Below are 16,319 nucleotides of genomic sequence, written 5' to 3'. Positions count from 1 at the left end.
GCGTCACCCCTTCTGCGGAAGGGGCGGAAGGAGGCTTCTGGGGTCGAAGTCCTCCGGATACTGATCGGCGAGCTTCTGGCTGCGGCGCGTGGCTTTCGCCTCATAGGCACCGGGATTCCAGATGCGGAAATAGTCGCCGGCGGAGATGAAGAACGCCTCGCCCGAAAGGCCGACCTTCTCGCGCAGCTTCTGGGGAATGGTCAGTCGGCCGTCGTCGTCGATCTGGGTTTCCAGCGACTGGCCATACATCCGCTCCTCGACCATGAGGCGTTCGGGCGAGCCGCGCTGCATCAGGGCGATCTGCTCGTCCATCTCGTGGACGGCCTCCATAGAATAGACCTCCAGCCAATCCTGATTGTCGGGGCCATAGACGATGACGATGTTGGGACGCAGACCTTCTTTCCAGTCGGGGTCCGAGGCCTCGATCACGCGGCGGAAGGGCGCCGGGATGGAAACGCGACCCTTCGCGTCCACCTTGAACGTATCCGACCCTCTGAACCTGCGTGCCACTGGCCCGCGCTCCCGTACCTGTCCCCGTCCCCAGTCCGTTCCGCCAGTGCCCGGGGCGTTTGCGGCCCCCGGGAACGACAACGGCGGATCGGGCTGCTGCCACTGCCCGATCCGCCGCCCTCGTTCCCATCACTGGGTTTGTCCGACTGCCCTGCCACCTGGGGGGATGTCTGCTCGCATGAGCGCCGGATCTCGTCGTTCGATGAAAGCGGGTGCCTGTATGAAACCTGACTTCTGCCGTTTTGGGTCTTGATGCCCTTGAGAGCCCGTCCTCATCTGTAGTTAAGGGATGACATGGGAATTCATGGGAAGCAAGAAAAAACTGTGGCGATGGAGCCAGGAAGGGCGCGACCGAACTCGCCACAAAGTACGGAAAACGAGTGCATTACGGCAGATCATCGGCACAAATTGCGCTCAACACAAATTTTTCCACTATATATAGATTACGCCGAGAAAAATTGCAGTCCCAGAAAATCCCAAGAAATCTTCACGCCGAGACATTGAGAAGCGTCAGGCCCTCAATAAACCATGCTGAAGCTTTAAGAAAACGCATGATTCGCCCGCGATCAGGGCGCCTGAAGCCCAGCTCGTCCCAGAAATTCCCATCCCCGGGCGCGTGTTCCCGCAATATCCCGAAAGGCCAATCCCCCTTGGGCGGCCGACGCGGTTGTGATGTCGCTGGCAACGGGCCTCATCGGCAGCGCGGCCGCGGGAAACCCAGGCATGTATCGCAAGACCCTGAGCCTTCCGCCCAGGACCATAGCCGCATCGTCGGGTGGGCCAACGCGCCTGCCCCCGAGGCCCTCAGGGCCACACTGATGGAAAGCCTGTTGCGGCGGCCCTCGCGACGCGGATCAGGCCATGCCGCCCGCGACCAGCCGGTGGGCAAGCCGCGCATAGGCTTCCGCGACAGCGCCGTCGCCCGCCGCCACGGGCGTTCCCGCGTCAGCCGCCAAGCGAATGTCGAGGTTCAAGGGGATTTCCCCCAGGAACGGCACGCCCAGCTTCTGCGCCTCGGCCGCGACGCCGCCGTGGCCGAACAGATGCGCCTCGTGCCCGCAGTTAGGGCAGACATAGGTCGACATGTTCTCCACCAGCCCCAGGATCGGGGTCTTGAGCTTGCCGAACATGTCGATGGCGCGCCGCGCGTCCAGAAGCGCGATGTCCTGCGGTGTGGAGACAACGATCGCGCCCGTCAGATGCGTGCGCTGGCAGAGCGTCAGCTGCACGTCCCCGGTTCCCGGCGGCAGATCGACGATCAGCACGTCAAGCTCCCCCCAAGCGACCTGCCCCAGCATTTGCTGCAACGCACCCATGAGCATCGGCCCCCGCCACACGACCGCCTCATCCTCTTTCAGCATGAGGCCGATCGACATCATGGTCACGCCGTGGGCGGTCAGGGGGATGATCGTCTTGCCATCCGGCGAGGCGGGGCGCTTCGATACGCCCATCATGCGGGGCTGCGAGGGTCCATAGATATCGGCATCCAGAAGGCCAACACGGCGGCCCTGCCGCGCCAACGCGACGGCGAGGTTCGCCGACAGCGTGGATTTCCCCACGCCGCCCTTTCCCGAGGCGACGGCGATGATCCGGTTCACGCCCGCGACCGGCTGCGGACCGGCCTGAGGTGTCGGGTGGCCGCCGATCTTAAGGCTCGGCGCCGGGGCCTTGGGCGCTGGCCCATGGGCGGTCAGCACCGCCGACACGGCTGCCGCACCCGGCAGCGCGCGCACGGCCGCCTCGGCCGCCTGGCGGACGGGTTCCATCTGCCGGGCCGCATCGGGGTCCGGCGCCTCCAGCACGAAGCGGATGTGGTCGCCTTCGATCGTGAGCGCCCGAACAAGGTCGCCGGTCACGACATCCCGTCCATCGGGCAGGAGCACGCGCTTGAGGGCATCGAGTACGGCGTCGCGGGTCAGGCTCATCTTCGGCTCCTTCGTTTGGCGACACAGTTGTGACGCCCGCATGACAAGAGCAAGGCCCAACGGTCCGGCCGCCGAAAAAAATGACGCTGCGTCAAGGCAAACGCCCGAAAATACGTCAGAATACGTTATGCATTTGCTGCATGGCGGCATTGATCCGAAGCGGTATTGTGCAGCTGCAGCATGAGGCGCATGTTAGCCCCAACAGCGCTACTGACGGCGCCGACAGAGACGAATAGGTGACGAAATGGCAAACGTATCGGTGATCAGCGGAACGGACCTTGGCCTTGCGGAGCGCATCGGCGCATTCCTGCGCAATCTGCAGGACGCCCGTGGCCGCTACAAGGTCTATCGCCAGACCGTGAAGGAGCTGAACGCGCTGAGCGATCGCGATCTTTACGACCTGGGGATCAGCCGCGCGTCGATCAACGCGATCGCGACCGAGGCGGCCTACGGCCAATAAGGAACTCCCCGGGCCACTCCTCCTCCCAGGCCCGGAGACCAGCGGCGGCATCTTCCTCCTCCCTGATGCCGCCGCAAGACACGCGGAACCTCCGTCCTCCTCCCTGGAGGTTCCGTCAAGAAGCGCGGCGGTGGCGTCCTCCTCCCTGCCACCGCCGCGACTTCCACCCCCGGCGCAAAGCCGGACCGAATTCGGGCCGCATGGGCCCAAGGTGATGCGCCCGCCCCCTCCTCCTCCCTGGGGCGGCGCTGTGAAGACGGTGGCAGCTCCTCCTCCTCCCGGAGCTGCCACCGGACCTTCACCCAGACGCGAGAACCCCTTCCTCCTCCCTGGGGTTCGCGACAAGGCGGCGGCTCCCATCCTCCCGGGGGCCGCCGTTTTGCTTTTATGGGTCCCCCGTGTTTTCGGGGTCATCCGACAGGGATCTGGGCGGCGGCCCGCAAGGCGGGCCAAGCCATTCCCCTCGCCCGCGCCAAGGCGCGCGGGCTCAGCAGGCATCCGGCGGGGGTATTTCCGGCAATGAAGAAGCGGCGCGGTCGCGCGGCGCGCTTAGAACGGGATGTCGTCCGCGGATTCGGCGGTTGTCACGAAGCTCGCCACAACATGTTTCACGCCCGCCTTGTCGAAGGAGACCTCGAGCTTGTCGCCCTCGATTCCCTCCACGGTGCCGTAGCCGAACTTCTGGTGGAAGACCCGGTCGCCTTCGGTGAAGGCGGACACCGCGTCGAGGTCGATGACCTGGTGGCGCTGCTCACGCGGCTGCGAGAGGCCCCTTTGCCCGACCCGGTCCTGCATGCGCTTCCAGCCGGGGGAATTGTAGACATCGGCGCGGGTGGCGCGGTCTTCCATCGCACTGGCGCGCGGGGCCGCCGCGCCGAATCCGCCGCCATAAAGGCCGGGCGGGGTCAGCACCTCCACATGGCGGGCCGGAAGCTCATCTATGAAGCGGGAGGGAAGCTGGCTTTGCCAGCGGCCGAAGTATAGCCTGTTCGCAACGAACGAGATCGTGCAAATCTCTTCGGCCCGGGTGATACCAACATAGGCAAGACGCCGCTCTTCCTCGAGCCCGCGAACGCCACTTTCGTCCATAGACCTCTGCGACGGCAAGAAGCCTTCTTCCCATCCTGGCAAAAAGACCACGGGGAACTCCAACCCCTTTGCCGCGTGCAGCGTCATGATGGTGATCTTTTCCTCGGCATCCTCGCTCTCGTTGTCCATGATCAGCGAGACATGTTCGAGGAATCCCTGAAGGTTCTCGAAGTTATTGAGCGCCCCCACGAGTTCCTTGAGGTTTTCGAGCCGCCCTGGCGCCTCCGGCGTCTTGTCGTTCTGCCACATCTCCGTGTAGCCCGAATCGTCAAGGATGGTTTCGGCCAGGCGGATATGATCACAGTCTGGCGCCTGCACCTGACGGTGCCAGCGGTCGATCTGTTCGACCAGCAGCCTCAGCCGCGCGCCGCCCTTGCCGCCGATCTGGCCGGAGGCGACGACGTAGCGCGCGCCTTCCAGCAGGCTGACCCCGTCTTCGCGCGCCTGGCGCTGGATGACCTGCTGAGCCTTGTCGCCCAGACCGCGTTTCGGGGTGTTCACGATCCGCTCAAAGGCGAGGTCGTCGCCCGGCGAAACGGCAAGGCGGAAATAGGCCATGGCGTCGCGAATCTCGAGCCGTTCGTAGAACCGCGGGCCGCCGATGACCCGGTAGGGAAGGCCGATGGTCAGGAACCGGTCCTCGAACGCGCGCATCTGGTGGGAGGCGCGCACGAGGATCGCCTGCCGGTCGAGGCTGAACGGGCCGAGGCCACGGGTGCCGCGTTGCAGCGCCTCGGCCTCCTCACCGATCCAGCGGGCCTCTTCCTCGCCGTCCCAGTGGCCGATCAGGCGGACCTTCTCGCCCCCCGTCATCTCGGTCCAGAGGGTCTTGCCCAGGCGTCCGGCATTGGCTGAAATCAGCCCCGAGGCGGCGGCCAGGATATGTTCGGTCGAGCGGTAGTTCTGTTCCAGCCGGATGACCTTGGCGCCCGGGAAATCCTTTTCGAAGCGCAGGATGTTACCCACCTCGGCGCCGCGCCAGCCATAGATCGACTGGTCGTCGTCGCCGACGCAGCAGATGTTCTTGTGCCCCGCTGCCAAAAGGCGCAGCCAGAGATACTGGGCGACGTTGGTGTCCTGATATTCGTCCACGAGGATATAGCGCAGCCAGCGCTGGTACTGCTCCAACACGTCCGGGTGCTTCTGGAAGATCGTGACGACGTGGAGGAGGAGGTCTCCGAAATCGCAGGCGTTGAGCGCCAGAAGGCGCGCCTGATAGGCGGCGTAAAGCTCCGTTCCCATGTTGTTGAAGGCCGAGGCCTCTGACGAAGGGACCTGCTCGGGGCCCCAGGCGCGGTTCTTCCAATGGTCGATGAACCCGGCCAGTTGGCGGGCGGGCCAGCGCTTTTCGTCGATGTTCGCGGCGGCGATGACCTGTTTCAACAGCCGGATCTGGTCGTCGGTGTCGAGGATCGTGAAGTTCGACTTCAACCCAACCAGTTCGGCATGGCGGCGCAGGATCTTGACGCTGATCGAGTGGAAGGTGCCCATCCAGGGCATCCCCTCGACTGTGCCGCCGGTCAGGCGGCCGACGCGTTCTTTCATCTCGCGCGCCGCCTTGTTGGTGAAGGTGACGGCGAGGATCTCGTTCGGGCGCGCGAGACCGCAGGCCAAAAGATGGGCGATGCGCGCCGTCAGCGCGCGCGTCTTGCCCGTCCCCGCACCGGCCAGCATCAGGACCGGCCCCTCCAACGCCTCCACCGCGTCGCGCTGCGCGGGGTTCAGGCCCTCCAGATAGGGCATGGGCCGCGCGGCCATGGCGCGGGCGGACAGCGAAGCGCCTTCGAGGGCGTCGAAATCGTCGGAACTGCTCATGGCGGCAATCTAACCGGGCGCGGACGGAAATTAAAGATACGTTCACATTCCGTTCGCAGGCCCCACGCGGGCACCAGCCTTGCAACGCCCCCGCAAATCCTTACTAATCCGGATCAATTTAAAGGGAGGGACATTCGTTTGGTCCAGTATCTGAACCGCATGGTCTATCAGCAGGTAACCGGGGCCTGGATGCGGGAGATCGGCGCGCAGGACCTGGACGCGGTGGAGATCTCTGGGACGCGGTCGATGCGCTACGGTTTCCGGTCGCATCGCAACTATGCCTTTCCGGACTATGATATCTGTGACACCCCCTTCATCGATCCCGACGGCACGCCGGTCCGGGCCGACATCATCCTGGCCGAACAGGTCTGGGAGCACCTGGATCGGCCCTACCGCGCCACCCGAAACGTGTACGAGATGCTCAATCCGGGCGGATACTTCTGGCTCGCCGCACCGTTTTTCTGCCGTATCCATGGCGTCCCCGTGGACTGTTCGCGCTGGACCGCGCGGGGGCTCAAGAACCTGCTGATCGAGTGCGGGTTCGACGAGGACCGTATCGTGGCCCGGCAATGGGGCAACAAGGAATGCGCGCTGGGGGACATGGAGCCGAAGTGGGCGATTTACGAGCCGGGCAAAAGCTCTCTGGCCAATCAGCCGCGCTGGCCGGTGATGGCCTGGGCGCTCGCGCAGAAGGCGGGCCCCGAACAGAAGCAGATCGACGTGGAACGCCTGGCCGCAATGACCTGAGAGGCCGGGGCGCTTCGGACCCCGGCGCCGGAAATCTCCGCAGCCTCGCCATTGGACCGGAAACATGGACCTTCACCAGCGCTATCCCGCAATCTCGGACCTTAGGAACCGCGCCCGCGCGCGGCTTCCGCGCTTCGTCTGGGATTATCTCGACAGCGCGACGGGAAACGAGGCGACGCAGCGGCGCAACCGGGCGGAGTTGGACAAGGTCCTGTTCCGCCCCTCGATCCTGCATGGAGAGATGACGCCGGATCTGGGCGCGCGCCTTTTAGGGCAGAACTTCCCCCTGCCCTTCGGCATGGCGCCGGTTGGCATGTCGGGTTTGATCTGGCCCGATGCCGAACGCCGGCTGGCCCGCGCGGCCGCCACGGCGGGCCTGCCCTTCTGCCTGTCCACCGTCGCCAGCCGCACGCCCGAGGATGTCGCGCCGGCGCTGGGCCAGCACGGCTGGTTCCAGCTTTATCCGCCACGCGATCCGGCGATCCGGGCCGACATGCTCAACCGGGCGCGGGCAGCGGGCTTTTCGACACTGATCCTGACGGCCGATGTTCCCGTGGCAAGTCGGCGCGAGCGCCAGACACGCTCGGGCCTGACGCAGCCGCCGCGCCTGACGCCCCGGCTTTTCGCGCAGGTCGCGCTCCGTCCCGCCTGGGCGCTGGGGACGCTGCGCATGGGCATGCCTCGAATGCGGCTCATGGACGGGTATGCGGACACGAAGGTCAGCCTGTCGTCGACCGCCCATATCGGCTACCTGCTGCGGACCTCCCCTGACTGGGATTACCTGCGCACGCTGCGCGATGCCTGGGCGGGGCCGCTGATCGTCAAGGGGGTCCTGACCCCTGAGGACGCCGCACGGCTGGAGGCCGCGGGGGTGGACGCGATCTGGGTGTCGAACCACGCAGGCCGGCAGTTCGACGCGGCCCCCGCGACGGTCGAGGTCCTGCCCGCGATCCGCGCGGCCACATCGCTGCCGGTGATCTTCGACAGCGGCATCGAAGGCGGGCTCGACATCCTGCGCGCATTGGCGCTGGGGGCCGATTTCGTGATGCTGGGGCGTGCCTGGCACTATGCGCTGGCCGCGCTGGGGGACCTCGGCCCCGCGCATCTGGCGGACCTTCTGGCGAAGGACATGGCCGCGAACATGGGCCAGCTTGGCGCACGGCGTCTTTCGGATCTGCCCGCCCGCCTTCTTCCGCGCTGAGGTCGCGTTTTGCTCGCTTTGCTTCGTTTGCGCGTCAGAGTGCCGGGCTGGGGGGAATATGCAGAACGAAACGTTACCGAATCCTGACGGTCCGCCGATTCCGGGGCTTGCGCCGCAGCGCAGCGTGCCTAAAGTCCGCACCGTCGCTTGGGAGGACCGCCGATGACCGAATTCAAGAAGATCCTTGTGGCCAACCGGGGTGAAATCGCCATTCGCGTCATGCGGGCGGCGACCGAGCTCGGCAAGAAGACCGTCGCGGTCTACGCCGAGGAAGACAAGCTCTCCCTCCACCGTTTCAAGGCGGACGAAGCCTACCGCATCGGCGAAGGCATGGGGCCGGTCGCGGCCTATCTCTCGATCCCCGAGATCATCCGGGTCGCCAAGGAATGCGGCGCCGACGCGATCCATCCGGGCTATGGCCTCTTGTCCGAGAACCCGGAGTTCGTAGAGGCCTGCGCGACCAACGGCATCACCTTCATCGGCCCCAAGGCCGAGACCATGCGCGCCCTTGGCGACAAGGCCAGCGCCCGGCGCGTGGCGATCGCGGCAGGCGTCCCGGTCATCCCGGCGACCGAGGTCCTGGGCGACGACTTCGACGCGATAAAGAAAGAGGCCGCCGAGATCGGCTATCCCCTGATGCTGAAGGCCAGCTGGGGCGGCGGCGGCCGGGGCATGCGCCCGATCAACGGCCCCGAAGAACTGGTCGAGAAGGTCCGCGAGGGCCGACGCGAGGCCGAAGCCGCCTTTGGCAACGGCGAGGGCTATCTGGAAAAGATGATCATCCGCGCCCGCCACGTCGAGGTGCAGATCCTTGGCGACAGCCACGGGAACATCTTCCACCTCTATGAACGCGACTGCACGGTCCAGCGCCGCAACCAGAAGGTCGTCGAACGCGCCCCCGCCCCCTACCTGAGCGAGGCGCAGCGCGCCGAGATCTGCGAGCTTGGCCGCCGCATCTGCGCCCATGTGAACTACGAGTGCGCGGGCACGGTCGAGTTCCTGATGGATATGGAGTCGGGCAAGTTCTACTTCATCGAGGTGAACCCCCGCGTCCAGGTCGAACACACCGTCACCGAGGAGGTGACCGGCATCGACATCGTCCAGGCCCAGATCAAGATCGCCGAGGGTAAGACCTTGGCCGAGGCGACCGGCGTCGCGCGGCAGGAGGACGTGGTGCTCAAGGGCCACGCGCTCCAGTGCCGGGTGACGACCGAGGACCCGCAGAACAACTTCATCCCCGATTACGGCCGCATCACCGCCTACCGCTCCGCGACCGGCATGGGTATCCGCCTGGACGGCGGCACGGCCTATTCGGGCGGGGTGATCACCCGCTATTACGACTCGCTCCTGGTGAAGGTGACGGCCTGGGCGCCGACCCCGGAACAGGCGATCGCGCGGATGGACCGCGCGCTACGCGAATTCCGCATCCGGGGCGTGTCCACCAACATCGCCTTCGTCGAGAACCTGCTGAAGCACCCGACCTTCCTCGACAACACCTATACGACCAAGTTCATCGACACGACGCCGGGGCTCTTCCAGTTCAAGAAGCGCCGTGACCGCGCGACCAAGATCCTGACCTATGTCGCGGACATCACGGTCAACGGGCATCCCGAAACCGCCGGCCGCCCCAAGCCCGCCGCCGAGGCGCGCGCGCCGAAGGTGCCCGCGCTCAAGGCCGCGCCCGTGAAGGGCACCCGCAACCTGCTTGAGGAGCAGGGCCCGCAGGCGGTCGCCGACTGGATGGCCAGCCAGAAGAAGCTCCTCCTGACCGACACCACGATGCGCGACGGGCACCAGAGCCTTCTGGCGACGCGCATGCGCTCGATCGACATGATCAAGGTCGCGCCCGCCTACGCCGCGAACCTGCCGCAGCTTTTCAGCGTCGAATGCTGGGGGGGGGCCACCTTCGACGTGGCCTACCGCTTCTTGCAGGAATGCCCCTGGCAGCGCCTGCGCGACCTTCGCCGCGCCATGCCGAACCTGATGACGCAGATGCTGCTCAGGGCCTCGAACGGGGTCGGCTACACCAACTACCCCGACAACGTGGTGCAGGAGTTCGTCCGCCAGGCCGCGACGACCGGCATCGACGTGTTCCGGGTCTTCGACAGCCTGAACTGGGTCGAGAACATGCGCGTCGCGATGGACGCGGTGGTGGAGAACAACAAGGTCTGCGAAGCGGCGATCTGCTACACCGGCGACATCCTGAACCCCGACCGGGCGAAGTACGATCTGAACTACTACGTCTCCATGGGTAAGGCGCTGCGGGATGCGGGCGCCCATGTGCTGGGGCTCAAGGACATGGCGGGCCTCCTGAAACCCGCCGCCGCCCGCGTCCTCTTCAAGGCGCTGAAGGAAGAGGTCGGCCTGCCGATCCACTTCCACACCCACGACACCTCCGGCATCGCCGGGGCCACCATCCTTGCCGCCGCCGACGCGGGCGTCTCGGCCGTGGACGCGGCGATGGACGCCTTCTCGGGCGGGACCTCGCAGCCATGCCTCGGCTCCATCGTCGAGGCGATGGCCCATACCGAACGCGACACCGGCCTCGACATCTCCGCCATCCGGCAGATCTCCAACTACTGGGAAGCGGTACGCCACCAGTACCGCGCCTTCGAATCCGGCCTGGAGGCGCCCGCGTCCGAGGTTTACCTGCACGAGATGCCGGGCGGCCAGTTCACCAACCTCAAGGCCCAGGCGCGTTCGCTGGGGCTTGAGGAGCGCTGGCACGAGGTCGCGCAGGCCTATGCCGACTCCAACCGGATGTTCGGCGATATCGTCAAGGTCACGCCGTCCTCCAAGGTCGTGGGCGACATGGCGCTGATGATGGTCGCGCAGAACCTGACCCGGTCCGAGGTCGAGGACCCGGCCGTCGACGTGGCCTTCCCCGACTCGGTCGTGGACATGATGCGCGGCAACCTTGGCCAGCCGCCGGGCGGTTTCCCCGAAGGCATCGTCAAGAAGGTCCTGAAGGGCGAAGCGCCCAATACCGAGCGGCCGGGCAAGCACCTGCCGCCGGTGGACCTGGAAGCCACCCGCAGCATGGTCTCGAAGGAACTGCTGGGCTTTGCCGTCGATGACGAGGACCTGAACGGCTACATCATGTATCCCAAGGTCTTCCTGGACTACATGGGCCGTCACCGCATCTATGGCCCCGTCCGCACCCTGCCGACCCGCACCTTCTTCTACGGGATGGTTCCCGGCGAACAGATCGCGGCCGAAATCGACCCCGGCAAGACGCTGGAGATCCGCCTCCAGGCCGTGGGCGAGACCGACGACATGGGGGAGGTCAAGGTCTTCTTCGAACTCAACGGCCAGCCCCGCGTGATCCGCGTGCCGAACCGGCTGGTGAAAGCCAAGACCGCGGCCAAGCCCAAGGCGCAGGACGGCAACCCCAACCATATCGGCGCGCCGATGCCGGGCTCTGTCGCTTCCGTCGCGGTCGCTCCGGGCCAGAAGGTCAATGCGGGCGACCTGCTGCTGACGATCGAGGCGATGAAGATGGAAACCGGCCTGCATGCCGAACGCGACGCGACCGTGCGGGCCGTCCTCGTCCATCCCGGCAGCCAGATCGAGGCCAAGGACCTGCTGATCGAGCTGGAGTGACACGCGCCACGGCAAGATCGCCGCGCGAAAAACCCAAAGGGGCGGACGTTCGTCCGCCCCTTTCACGTTCAAGTGCCCCGCCGCGCAAATTTCTCGCCTTTCCTATCGTTTTCCCCTTGCACCCCCCCGGCGAAGTTTATAAATCGCCCGTCACGGAGCGCGGGCGTAGCTCAGGGGTAGAGCATAACCTTGCCAAGGTTAGGGTCGTGAGTTCGAATCTCATCGCCCGCTCCAACAAACAAGGCACCTTCGGGTGCCTTTTTGTTTTTGATGCAAGACCATGAAAAAGCGCGTGAATTCGCCTTGCACTCCTCGTGCGGCGGCGCTATCAGACGGTCACGGAGTGCGGGCGTAGCTCAGGGGTAGAGCATAACCTTGCCAAGGTTAGGGTCGTGAGTTCGAATCTCATCGCCCGCTCCAAAACATCACTTGATCGATGGTCTGAAGTGTCAAGCGCGAACAGCGCGGGCGCATAAGACATCGGGATTGCGGACGAATCCTGCCAAAGCGACCGACCGCGCACGGACTTTCGCCATGTCTGTTTGTGGCGCACCGAGTCGCAATGACCCGCAGCCGATTCGTCTCGGCACCCCAGGGCGCGACGCCCTGCGCGCGACGGCATGCCACGCAAATCTGCCGCACAAGGCATACCGGGTGCTGACGGCCCGATCGCGATTTGATATGGCTCTGCCGAAAAGGGGCATGTGAATGAAAACCGAATTCCAGACGATCGCGGGGCGCTCCTTGCTCCTGGCCTCGGTCCCGCAGGAGATCCGCGGACAACTTCTGGCGGGCGCCCACAGCCGGTCCTTCGACCGCGGCGCCACCATCTTCCTTCAGGGCGAGCGGGCAACGGCGATCTACATCGTCGCGGAAGGCTGGGTGAAGCTGTACCGCATCGCCCCGAACGGCGCCGAGGCGATCGTTGGCACCTTCACCAAGGGGTCGAGCTTCGGCGAGGCGGTCGCCTTCCGCCACGACACCTATCCGGTCTCGGCCGAAGCCGTCACCGACTGTACGCTGATCCGCATCGAGGCGGAGATCTTCTTGCGAATGATCCGCGAAAGCCCGGAGGTCGCGATATCGATCCTTTCGGCCACCTTCGCGCATCTGCATTCGCTCGTCGCGCAGGTCGAGCAGCTGAAGGCCCAGACCGGCGCGCAGCGGGTGGCGGAGTTCCTGCTGGAACTATCGGGCTGCACCGAGGGCCCCTGCGAGGTGACGCTGCCCTATGACAAGGTGCTGATCGCCGGCCGGCTCGGCATGAAGCCGGAAAGCCTGAGCCGGGCCTTTGCGCGGCTCAAGGCGCATGGCGTCAGCGTCCGTCAGAACATGGCGCGGATCGAGGATATCGAAACCCTGCGCGAGTATGTCGAGGAAGACCCCGCGCTGGCCTGGTCCAAGCCCTGAGAGCACCCCACCGTCTGTCAGGCGGCCAGCGCAAGCCCCATGAACAGGATCAGGACCACCGCCAGCGACAGGTCGAATCCGGCCAGGATCGACGGGGCGGCGGCAAGGCCAAGGTAGCGCGCCAGGATTATGTGCGCTTTCGCCCCCGCAAGCGCCAGCACCGCCACCACGAACGGCGCGCCGTGCATCCCGCTGGCCGCGAGCGCCGTGGAGGCGGTGGACAAGACCAGAAGCATCATCCAGGCGCGCGTGATCGTCATAGCAGGTAGATCACCGGGAAAAGCAGCACCCAGACAAGGTCCACCATGTGCCAGAAGGCAGCCCCGGTCTCGACCGCGCGGGGGCTCGCCGGGACCGCGACGACAGCCAGCAGGACCATCCCCGCGACCACATGCGCCGCGTGAAACCCGGTTAGCAGGTAAGAGAAGGTGAAGAAGGCGTGGGTTTCAAAGCTAATGCCCGCGGCCGCGAGATCCGCGTATTCCATGCCCTTCAGCACCAGGAACACCGCGCCAAGCGCGATGGCGCCCGCGATCAGCCCGCGCAACCGGCGCGCCCGCCCGGCTTCCGCCGCACACACCGCATGCGCCGCGAGCCAGCCCGAGGTGACAAGAACGATGGTGTTCACGCCCGCCCCTGCGCGGTGAAGATGCGACTGCGCCTCGGAAAATCCCGCCGGGTCGGTGATACGCACGGCAAGGAAGGCGGCGAGACCCGCGCCGAACACCAGCAGTTCGGACACGATCAGAACCCACATCATCAACTCGCCCGGCAACTGGTCGAGCACCGACGGTCGTTCTCCAGCTTGCTCCGTCATCCGGTCACAAGCTGCCGGTAGATCTGCGGCAGTGCCTGCGTCAGCTTCTCGGGGTGCGGGATCAGCGCGAAGGCCCCCTGCCCGAAGAGCCGCGGGAACCAGGTCTTGCCGTCCCGGTCCACGGTGATGCCGAAGACCGAATGCCCGGCCCGGCGCGCCTCTAGGATTGCCATGCGGCTGTCCTCGATCCCGTGGCGGCCCTCGTAGTGGTCGAGGTCGTTGGGCTTACCGTCGGTCAGGACCAGAAGCAACCGGCGCTTGCGGGCCTGCGCGGCAAGCTCGGAGGAGACATGCCGGATCGCGGCGCCAAGGCGCGTGTAGTGGCCCGGTTTCAACGCGGCGATGCGCTGCTCCGTCCCCGTCGTCATTGGCTCGCCAAAGTCCTTGACGGTCTGCACGAAGACGCGCTGGCGCTTCAGCGAGGAAAAGGCGTGGATCGCGAAATCGTCACCGCAGGCGTCAAGCCCCCAGGCCAGCGCGGCCAGCGCCTCGCGCTCGATGTCGATGACGCTGCGCCCGTCGTGGCCGTGGCCGGGGATCGCGCTTTCGGTCGAGCGCGACACGTCCAGCAGGATCGAGACGGCAAGATCGCGCCGTTCGGGCCGGGTCTGACGCCAGACGCGGTCGGTCCCCTCGCCGCAGGCCAGAAGATCGACCCGCGCGCGCACCGCCCGCTCGGTGTCTAGCTCGTCACCGTCCGGGTGGCCCGGCGTCGAGATGAGGCTGGGGCGCAGCGCCTCGAACTGGCGGCGGACGGCGCGGATGCGCGCGCTTGCGCGCGGATCGCTGCGGAAGGAGGGGATGTCCTCGCTCGCCTCGGCGCGCGAATGGAGCACGCGGGCGTGGGCGGCAAGGTAGGCACCCGTGCGCACATCCCACTCGGGGTACAGGCACTGGCCCGACAGGGCTTCCCGGTCAACATCCTCGGGCGCGAGGTCGAGGTGCAGCTTCAGCCGCGTCGCCGGCGCCTTGGAAACCTGGGCGAGCCCGATCTCCTCCTGGTCGTCGGCGGCCTTGCGGGCGGTATCCTCGTCGTCGTCCTCGACCCGGCGGTTGAGGTTAAGGAACTCCGTCATCGACAGAATCGCCTCGAACTTGTGGAGGATGAAACTGTCATTGCGATCGGCCTGGTCGGCCTTGCGGCGACGGGCGCGGCGGGCGGTGCGTTCCTCGGCCTCCTCGGGCGTGCCCTCGGTGGCGCGGGTTTCTACGGCCGTCGCCTCGGATCGCGACAGGTCGCGCAGATCGGGCCAGAGCGGGACCGGGCGGAAGGGGCGATAGCCGCGCGGGGCCTTCGGCGGAAGGTCCGTCGTGGGCAACGGCGCGGGATCGCCCAGCGCCTGCCGGACGCGCGCCTCGACCGCCGCTTCAACGGCCGGAAGCTGCGCGGTGCGGCGGAAAAGAAGCGTGGCCTCGGACAGATCGCGGTAAAGGCGCCGGTAGCCGGGGGCCTCTGCCAGCGCCGCCTCGGTCATGGCGCGGGCGGCCTCGATGGCCGCGATATCCGCAAGCAGCGGGTCATCGGTGGCGGGCGGGACGGCCTGACCTGCGGCCGAGGCCATCACGGCAAGCCAGATGTAAAGCGCCGCATTCGCCTCGCGCGCCGGAAAGACCGCCAGGCTTTCGGGTAGCCTGAGGCTCGCGCCGTCGAAGCTTGCGCGCGGCAGCGCCTCGCGCCAGGTTCCCAGACGGCGCAGCGCCGACAGCCGGTGATGGCTGATCTCGTCGGCCACCGGCTTGACCTCGACCGCGGGATCGCCGCCGAGACCGCGAAATAGAACTGCCAGCCGTCCCCCCACCTCGGAAAGGTGGACACGGGCTCCGTTGTGGACGGGTGTCCCGTCCAGACGGCTGGCAAGGGCGTGCCACAGTTTCCCGACCGTTTCTTCGGGTTCCCATGGCTCGAAGTCGATCCGTGACATTGCCGGCCTCACCCGAATACGGCGGTCACGAGATCGCGGAGCCCATTCTTCACATCCGCATCGTCGGTCAGCGGCTCGATCATCGCCGCGCGGATGGCTCGGTCGACGGGCATGCCATGCGCGATCAGCGTCGCGGCATAGACCACCAGCCGGGTGGAGATCCCTTCCTCCAGATCCTGGCCCTTCATCGCGCGAAGCTTGCCCGCGAGCCGGACCAGAGGCTTGACCCGGTCCTCGGAAAGGCCCGATTCACGCGCGACGACCGGGATTTCATGCTCGGGCTTCGGGAAGCCGAATTCGAGCGAGACGAAGCGCTGCCGGGTCGAGGGTTTCAGCGTCTTGAGGATGTTCTGATAGCCGGGGTTGTAGGAGGCGACCAGAAGGAAGCCGGGCGCGGCCTCAAGCTCCTCGCCCGTGCGGTCGATCGGCAGGATGCGCCGGTCGTCGGTCAGCGGGTGAAGGACAACGGTCACGTCCTTGCGCGCCTCCACCACCTCGTCGAGGTAGCAGATCGCGCCTTCGCGCACCGCACGCGTCAGCGGGCCATCGACCCAGACCGTCTCTCCGCCCTTGAGCAGGTAACGCCCGATCAGGTCGGCAGCTGAGAGGTCGTCATGGCAGGCCACGGTGTAAAGCGGGCGGCCCAGCCGGTGCGCCATCGCGGCGACGAAGCGGGTCTTGCCGCAGCCCGTCGGGCCCTTGAGCAGGATCGGCAGGTCACGCGCCGCGGCGGCGAGGAAGACTTCGCATTCGTCGCCCTGCGGCAGGTAGAAGGGGGCGTCAGCCGCCCCCTTCAGGTTGAGGGTTCCGTCCATCTCCA

General features: G+C 66.3%; 12 protein-coding genes and 2 tRNA genes. 7 read left to right on the top strand and 7 right to left on the bottom strand.

Features of this window, described 5'->3' with window-relative positions:
* Positions 1-3 precede the first annotated feature (3 nt).
* Both mraZ and OE647_RS13965 read right to left on the bottom strand, forming a co-directional pair.
* Entirely contained in the window at positions 4-510 is a 507-nt protein-coding gene (gene mraZ, locus OE647_RS13970; protein WP_263722370.1) for a division/cell wall cluster transcriptional repressor MraZ, read from the bottom strand.
* Positions 511-1,364: 854 nt separating this feature from the next.
* The gene (locus OE647_RS13965; protein ID WP_263722369.1) at positions 1,365-2,435 is read right to left on the bottom strand and encodes an Mrp/NBP35 family ATP-binding protein; all 1,071 of its coding nucleotides are present in this window, start codon (positions 2,433-2,435) and stop codon (positions 1,365-1,367) included.
* 244 nt (positions 2,436-2,679) lie between these two features.
* Here OE647_RS13965 and OE647_RS13960 point away from each other — a divergent pair, with 244 nt between their 5' ends.
* Positions 2,680-2,895, top strand: a complete 216-nt coding sequence (locus OE647_RS13960; RefSeq protein WP_263722368.1) for a DUF1127 domain-containing protein — start codon at positions 2,680-2,682, stop codon at positions 2,893-2,895.
* Between the two features lie 549 nt (positions 2,896-3,444).
* Here OE647_RS13960 and OE647_RS13955 read toward each other — a convergent pair.
* The gene (locus OE647_RS13955; protein ID WP_263722367.1) at positions 3,445-5,799 is read right to left on the bottom strand and encodes an ATP-dependent helicase; all 2,355 of its coding nucleotides are present in this window, start codon (positions 5,797-5,799) and stop codon (positions 3,445-3,447) included.
* A 138-nt stretch (positions 5,800-5,937) separates the two neighbouring features.
* On the opposite strand from OE647_RS13955, the gene OE647_RS13950 reads away from it, so the two are divergent.
* The 6 genes from OE647_RS13950 (at position 5,938) to OE647_RS13925 (ending at position 12,760) form a co-directional block, all read left to right on the top strand.
* The gene (locus tag OE647_RS13950) at positions 5,938-6,546 is read left to right on the top strand and encodes a class I SAM-dependent methyltransferase (protein ID WP_263722366.1); all 609 of its coding nucleotides are present in this window, start codon (positions 5,938-5,940) and stop codon (positions 6,544-6,546) included.
* Between the two features lie 64 nt (positions 6,547-6,610).
* Positions 6,611-7,747, top strand: a complete 1,137-nt coding sequence (locus OE647_RS13945) for an alpha-hydroxy acid oxidase (protein WP_263722365.1) — start codon at positions 6,611-6,613, stop codon at positions 7,745-7,747.
* 162 nt (positions 7,748-7,909) lie between these two features.
* Complete coding sequence (locus OE647_RS13940; protein WP_263722364.1) at positions 7,910-11,350, top strand: pyruvate carboxylase; 3,441 nt, start codon at positions 7,910-7,912, stop codon at positions 11,348-11,350.
* Positions 11,351-11,509: 159 nt separating this feature from the next.
* A tRNA-Gly gene (locus OE647_RS13935) sits at positions 11,510-11,584 on the top strand.
* 111 nt (positions 11,585-11,695) lie between these two features.
* Positions 11,696-11,770 (top strand) — tRNA-Gly (locus OE647_RS13930).
* 288 nt (positions 11,771-12,058) lie between these two features.
* Positions 12,059-12,760, top strand: coding sequence for a Crp/Fnr family transcriptional regulator (locus tag OE647_RS13925; protein ID WP_263722363.1), 702 nt, complete (start codon positions 12,059-12,061; stop codon positions 12,758-12,760).
* A gap of 17 nt (positions 12,761-12,777) precedes the next feature.
* On the opposite strand, the gene OE647_RS13920 is transcribed toward OE647_RS13925, so the two are convergent.
* Genes OE647_RS13920 through OE647_RS13905 form a run of 4 tightly spaced genes read right to left on the bottom strand, consistent with a single transcriptional unit; the run spans position 12,778 to position 16,314 of the window.
* Positions 12,778-13,020, bottom strand: a complete 243-nt coding sequence (locus OE647_RS13920) for a hypothetical protein (RefSeq protein WP_263722362.1) — start codon at positions 13,018-13,020, stop codon at positions 12,778-12,780.
* A complete protein-coding gene (locus OE647_RS13915) occupies positions 13,017-13,517 on the bottom strand; it encodes a cytochrome c oxidase subunit 3 (RefSeq protein WP_263722456.1) in 501 nt (166 codons plus the stop codon). The genes OE647_RS13920 and OE647_RS13915 overlap by 4 nt, the downstream gene beginning before the upstream one ends.
* A gap of 56 nt (positions 13,518-13,573) precedes the next feature.
* Positions 13,574-15,499 carry a nitric oxide reductase activation protein NorD gene (locus tag OE647_RS13910; RefSeq protein ID WP_263722361.1) on the bottom strand — a complete coding sequence of 642 codons (1,926 nt, stop codon included), beginning with the start codon at positions 15,497-15,499 and terminating at the stop codon, positions 13,574-13,576.
* Between the two features lie 8 nt (positions 15,500-15,507).
* Positions 15,508-16,314, bottom strand: coding sequence for a CbbQ/NirQ/NorQ/GpvN family protein (locus tag OE647_RS13905; RefSeq protein ID WP_412174957.1), 807 nt, complete (start codon positions 16,312-16,314; stop codon positions 15,508-15,510).
* Positions 16,315-16,319: the final 5 nt, after the last annotated feature.

Source organism: Albidovulum sediminicola, assembly GCF_025751575.1.
GTDB lineage: Bacteria > Pseudomonadota > Alphaproteobacteria > Rhodobacterales > Rhodobacteraceae > Albidovulum > Albidovulum sediminicola.
Note: the sequence above shows the minus strand (reverse complement) of the source record. Positions and strands in the feature narration are given on the sequence as shown.

Bases quoted from the DNA above. Each gene is read 5' to 3' on its own strand.
- OE647_RS13940 (WP_263722364.1), top strand. From the start codon at position 7,910: ATGACCGAATTCAAGAAGATCCTTGTGGCCAACCGGGGTGAAATCGCC.
- OE647_RS13925 (WP_263722363.1), top strand. From the start codon at position 12,059: ATGAAAACCGAATTCCAGACGATCGCGGGGCGCTCCTTGCTCCTGGCC.
- OE647_RS13910 (WP_263722361.1), bottom strand. From the start codon at position 15,499: ATGTCACGGATCGACTTCGAGCCATGGGAACCCGAAGAAACGGTCGGG.
- OE647_RS13915 (WP_263722456.1), bottom strand. From the start codon at position 13,517: ATGTGGGTTCTGATCGTGTCCGAACTGCTGGTGTTCGGCGCGGGTCTC.
- OE647_RS13920 (WP_263722362.1), bottom strand. From the start codon at position 13,020: ATGACGATCACGCGCGCCTGGATGATGCTTCTGGTCTTGTCCACCGCC.
- OE647_RS13945 (WP_263722365.1), top strand. From the start codon at position 6,611: ATGGACCTTCACCAGCGCTATCCCGCAATCTCGGACCTTAGGAACCGC.
- OE647_RS13965 (WP_263722369.1), bottom strand. From the start codon at position 2,435: ATGAGCCTGACCCGCGACGCCGTACTCGATGCCCTCAAGCGCGTGCTC.
- OE647_RS13955 (WP_263722367.1), bottom strand. From the start codon at position 5,799: ATGAGCAGTTCCGACGATTTCGACGCCCTCGAAGGCGCTTCGCTGTCC.
- OE647_RS13905 (WP_412174957.1), bottom strand. From the start codon at position 16,314: ATGGACGGAACCCTCAACCTGAAGGGGGCGGCTGACGCCCCCTTCTAC.
- OE647_RS13960 (WP_263722368.1), top strand. From the start codon at position 2,680: ATGGCAAACGTATCGGTGATCAGCGGAACGGACCTTGGCCTTGCGGAG.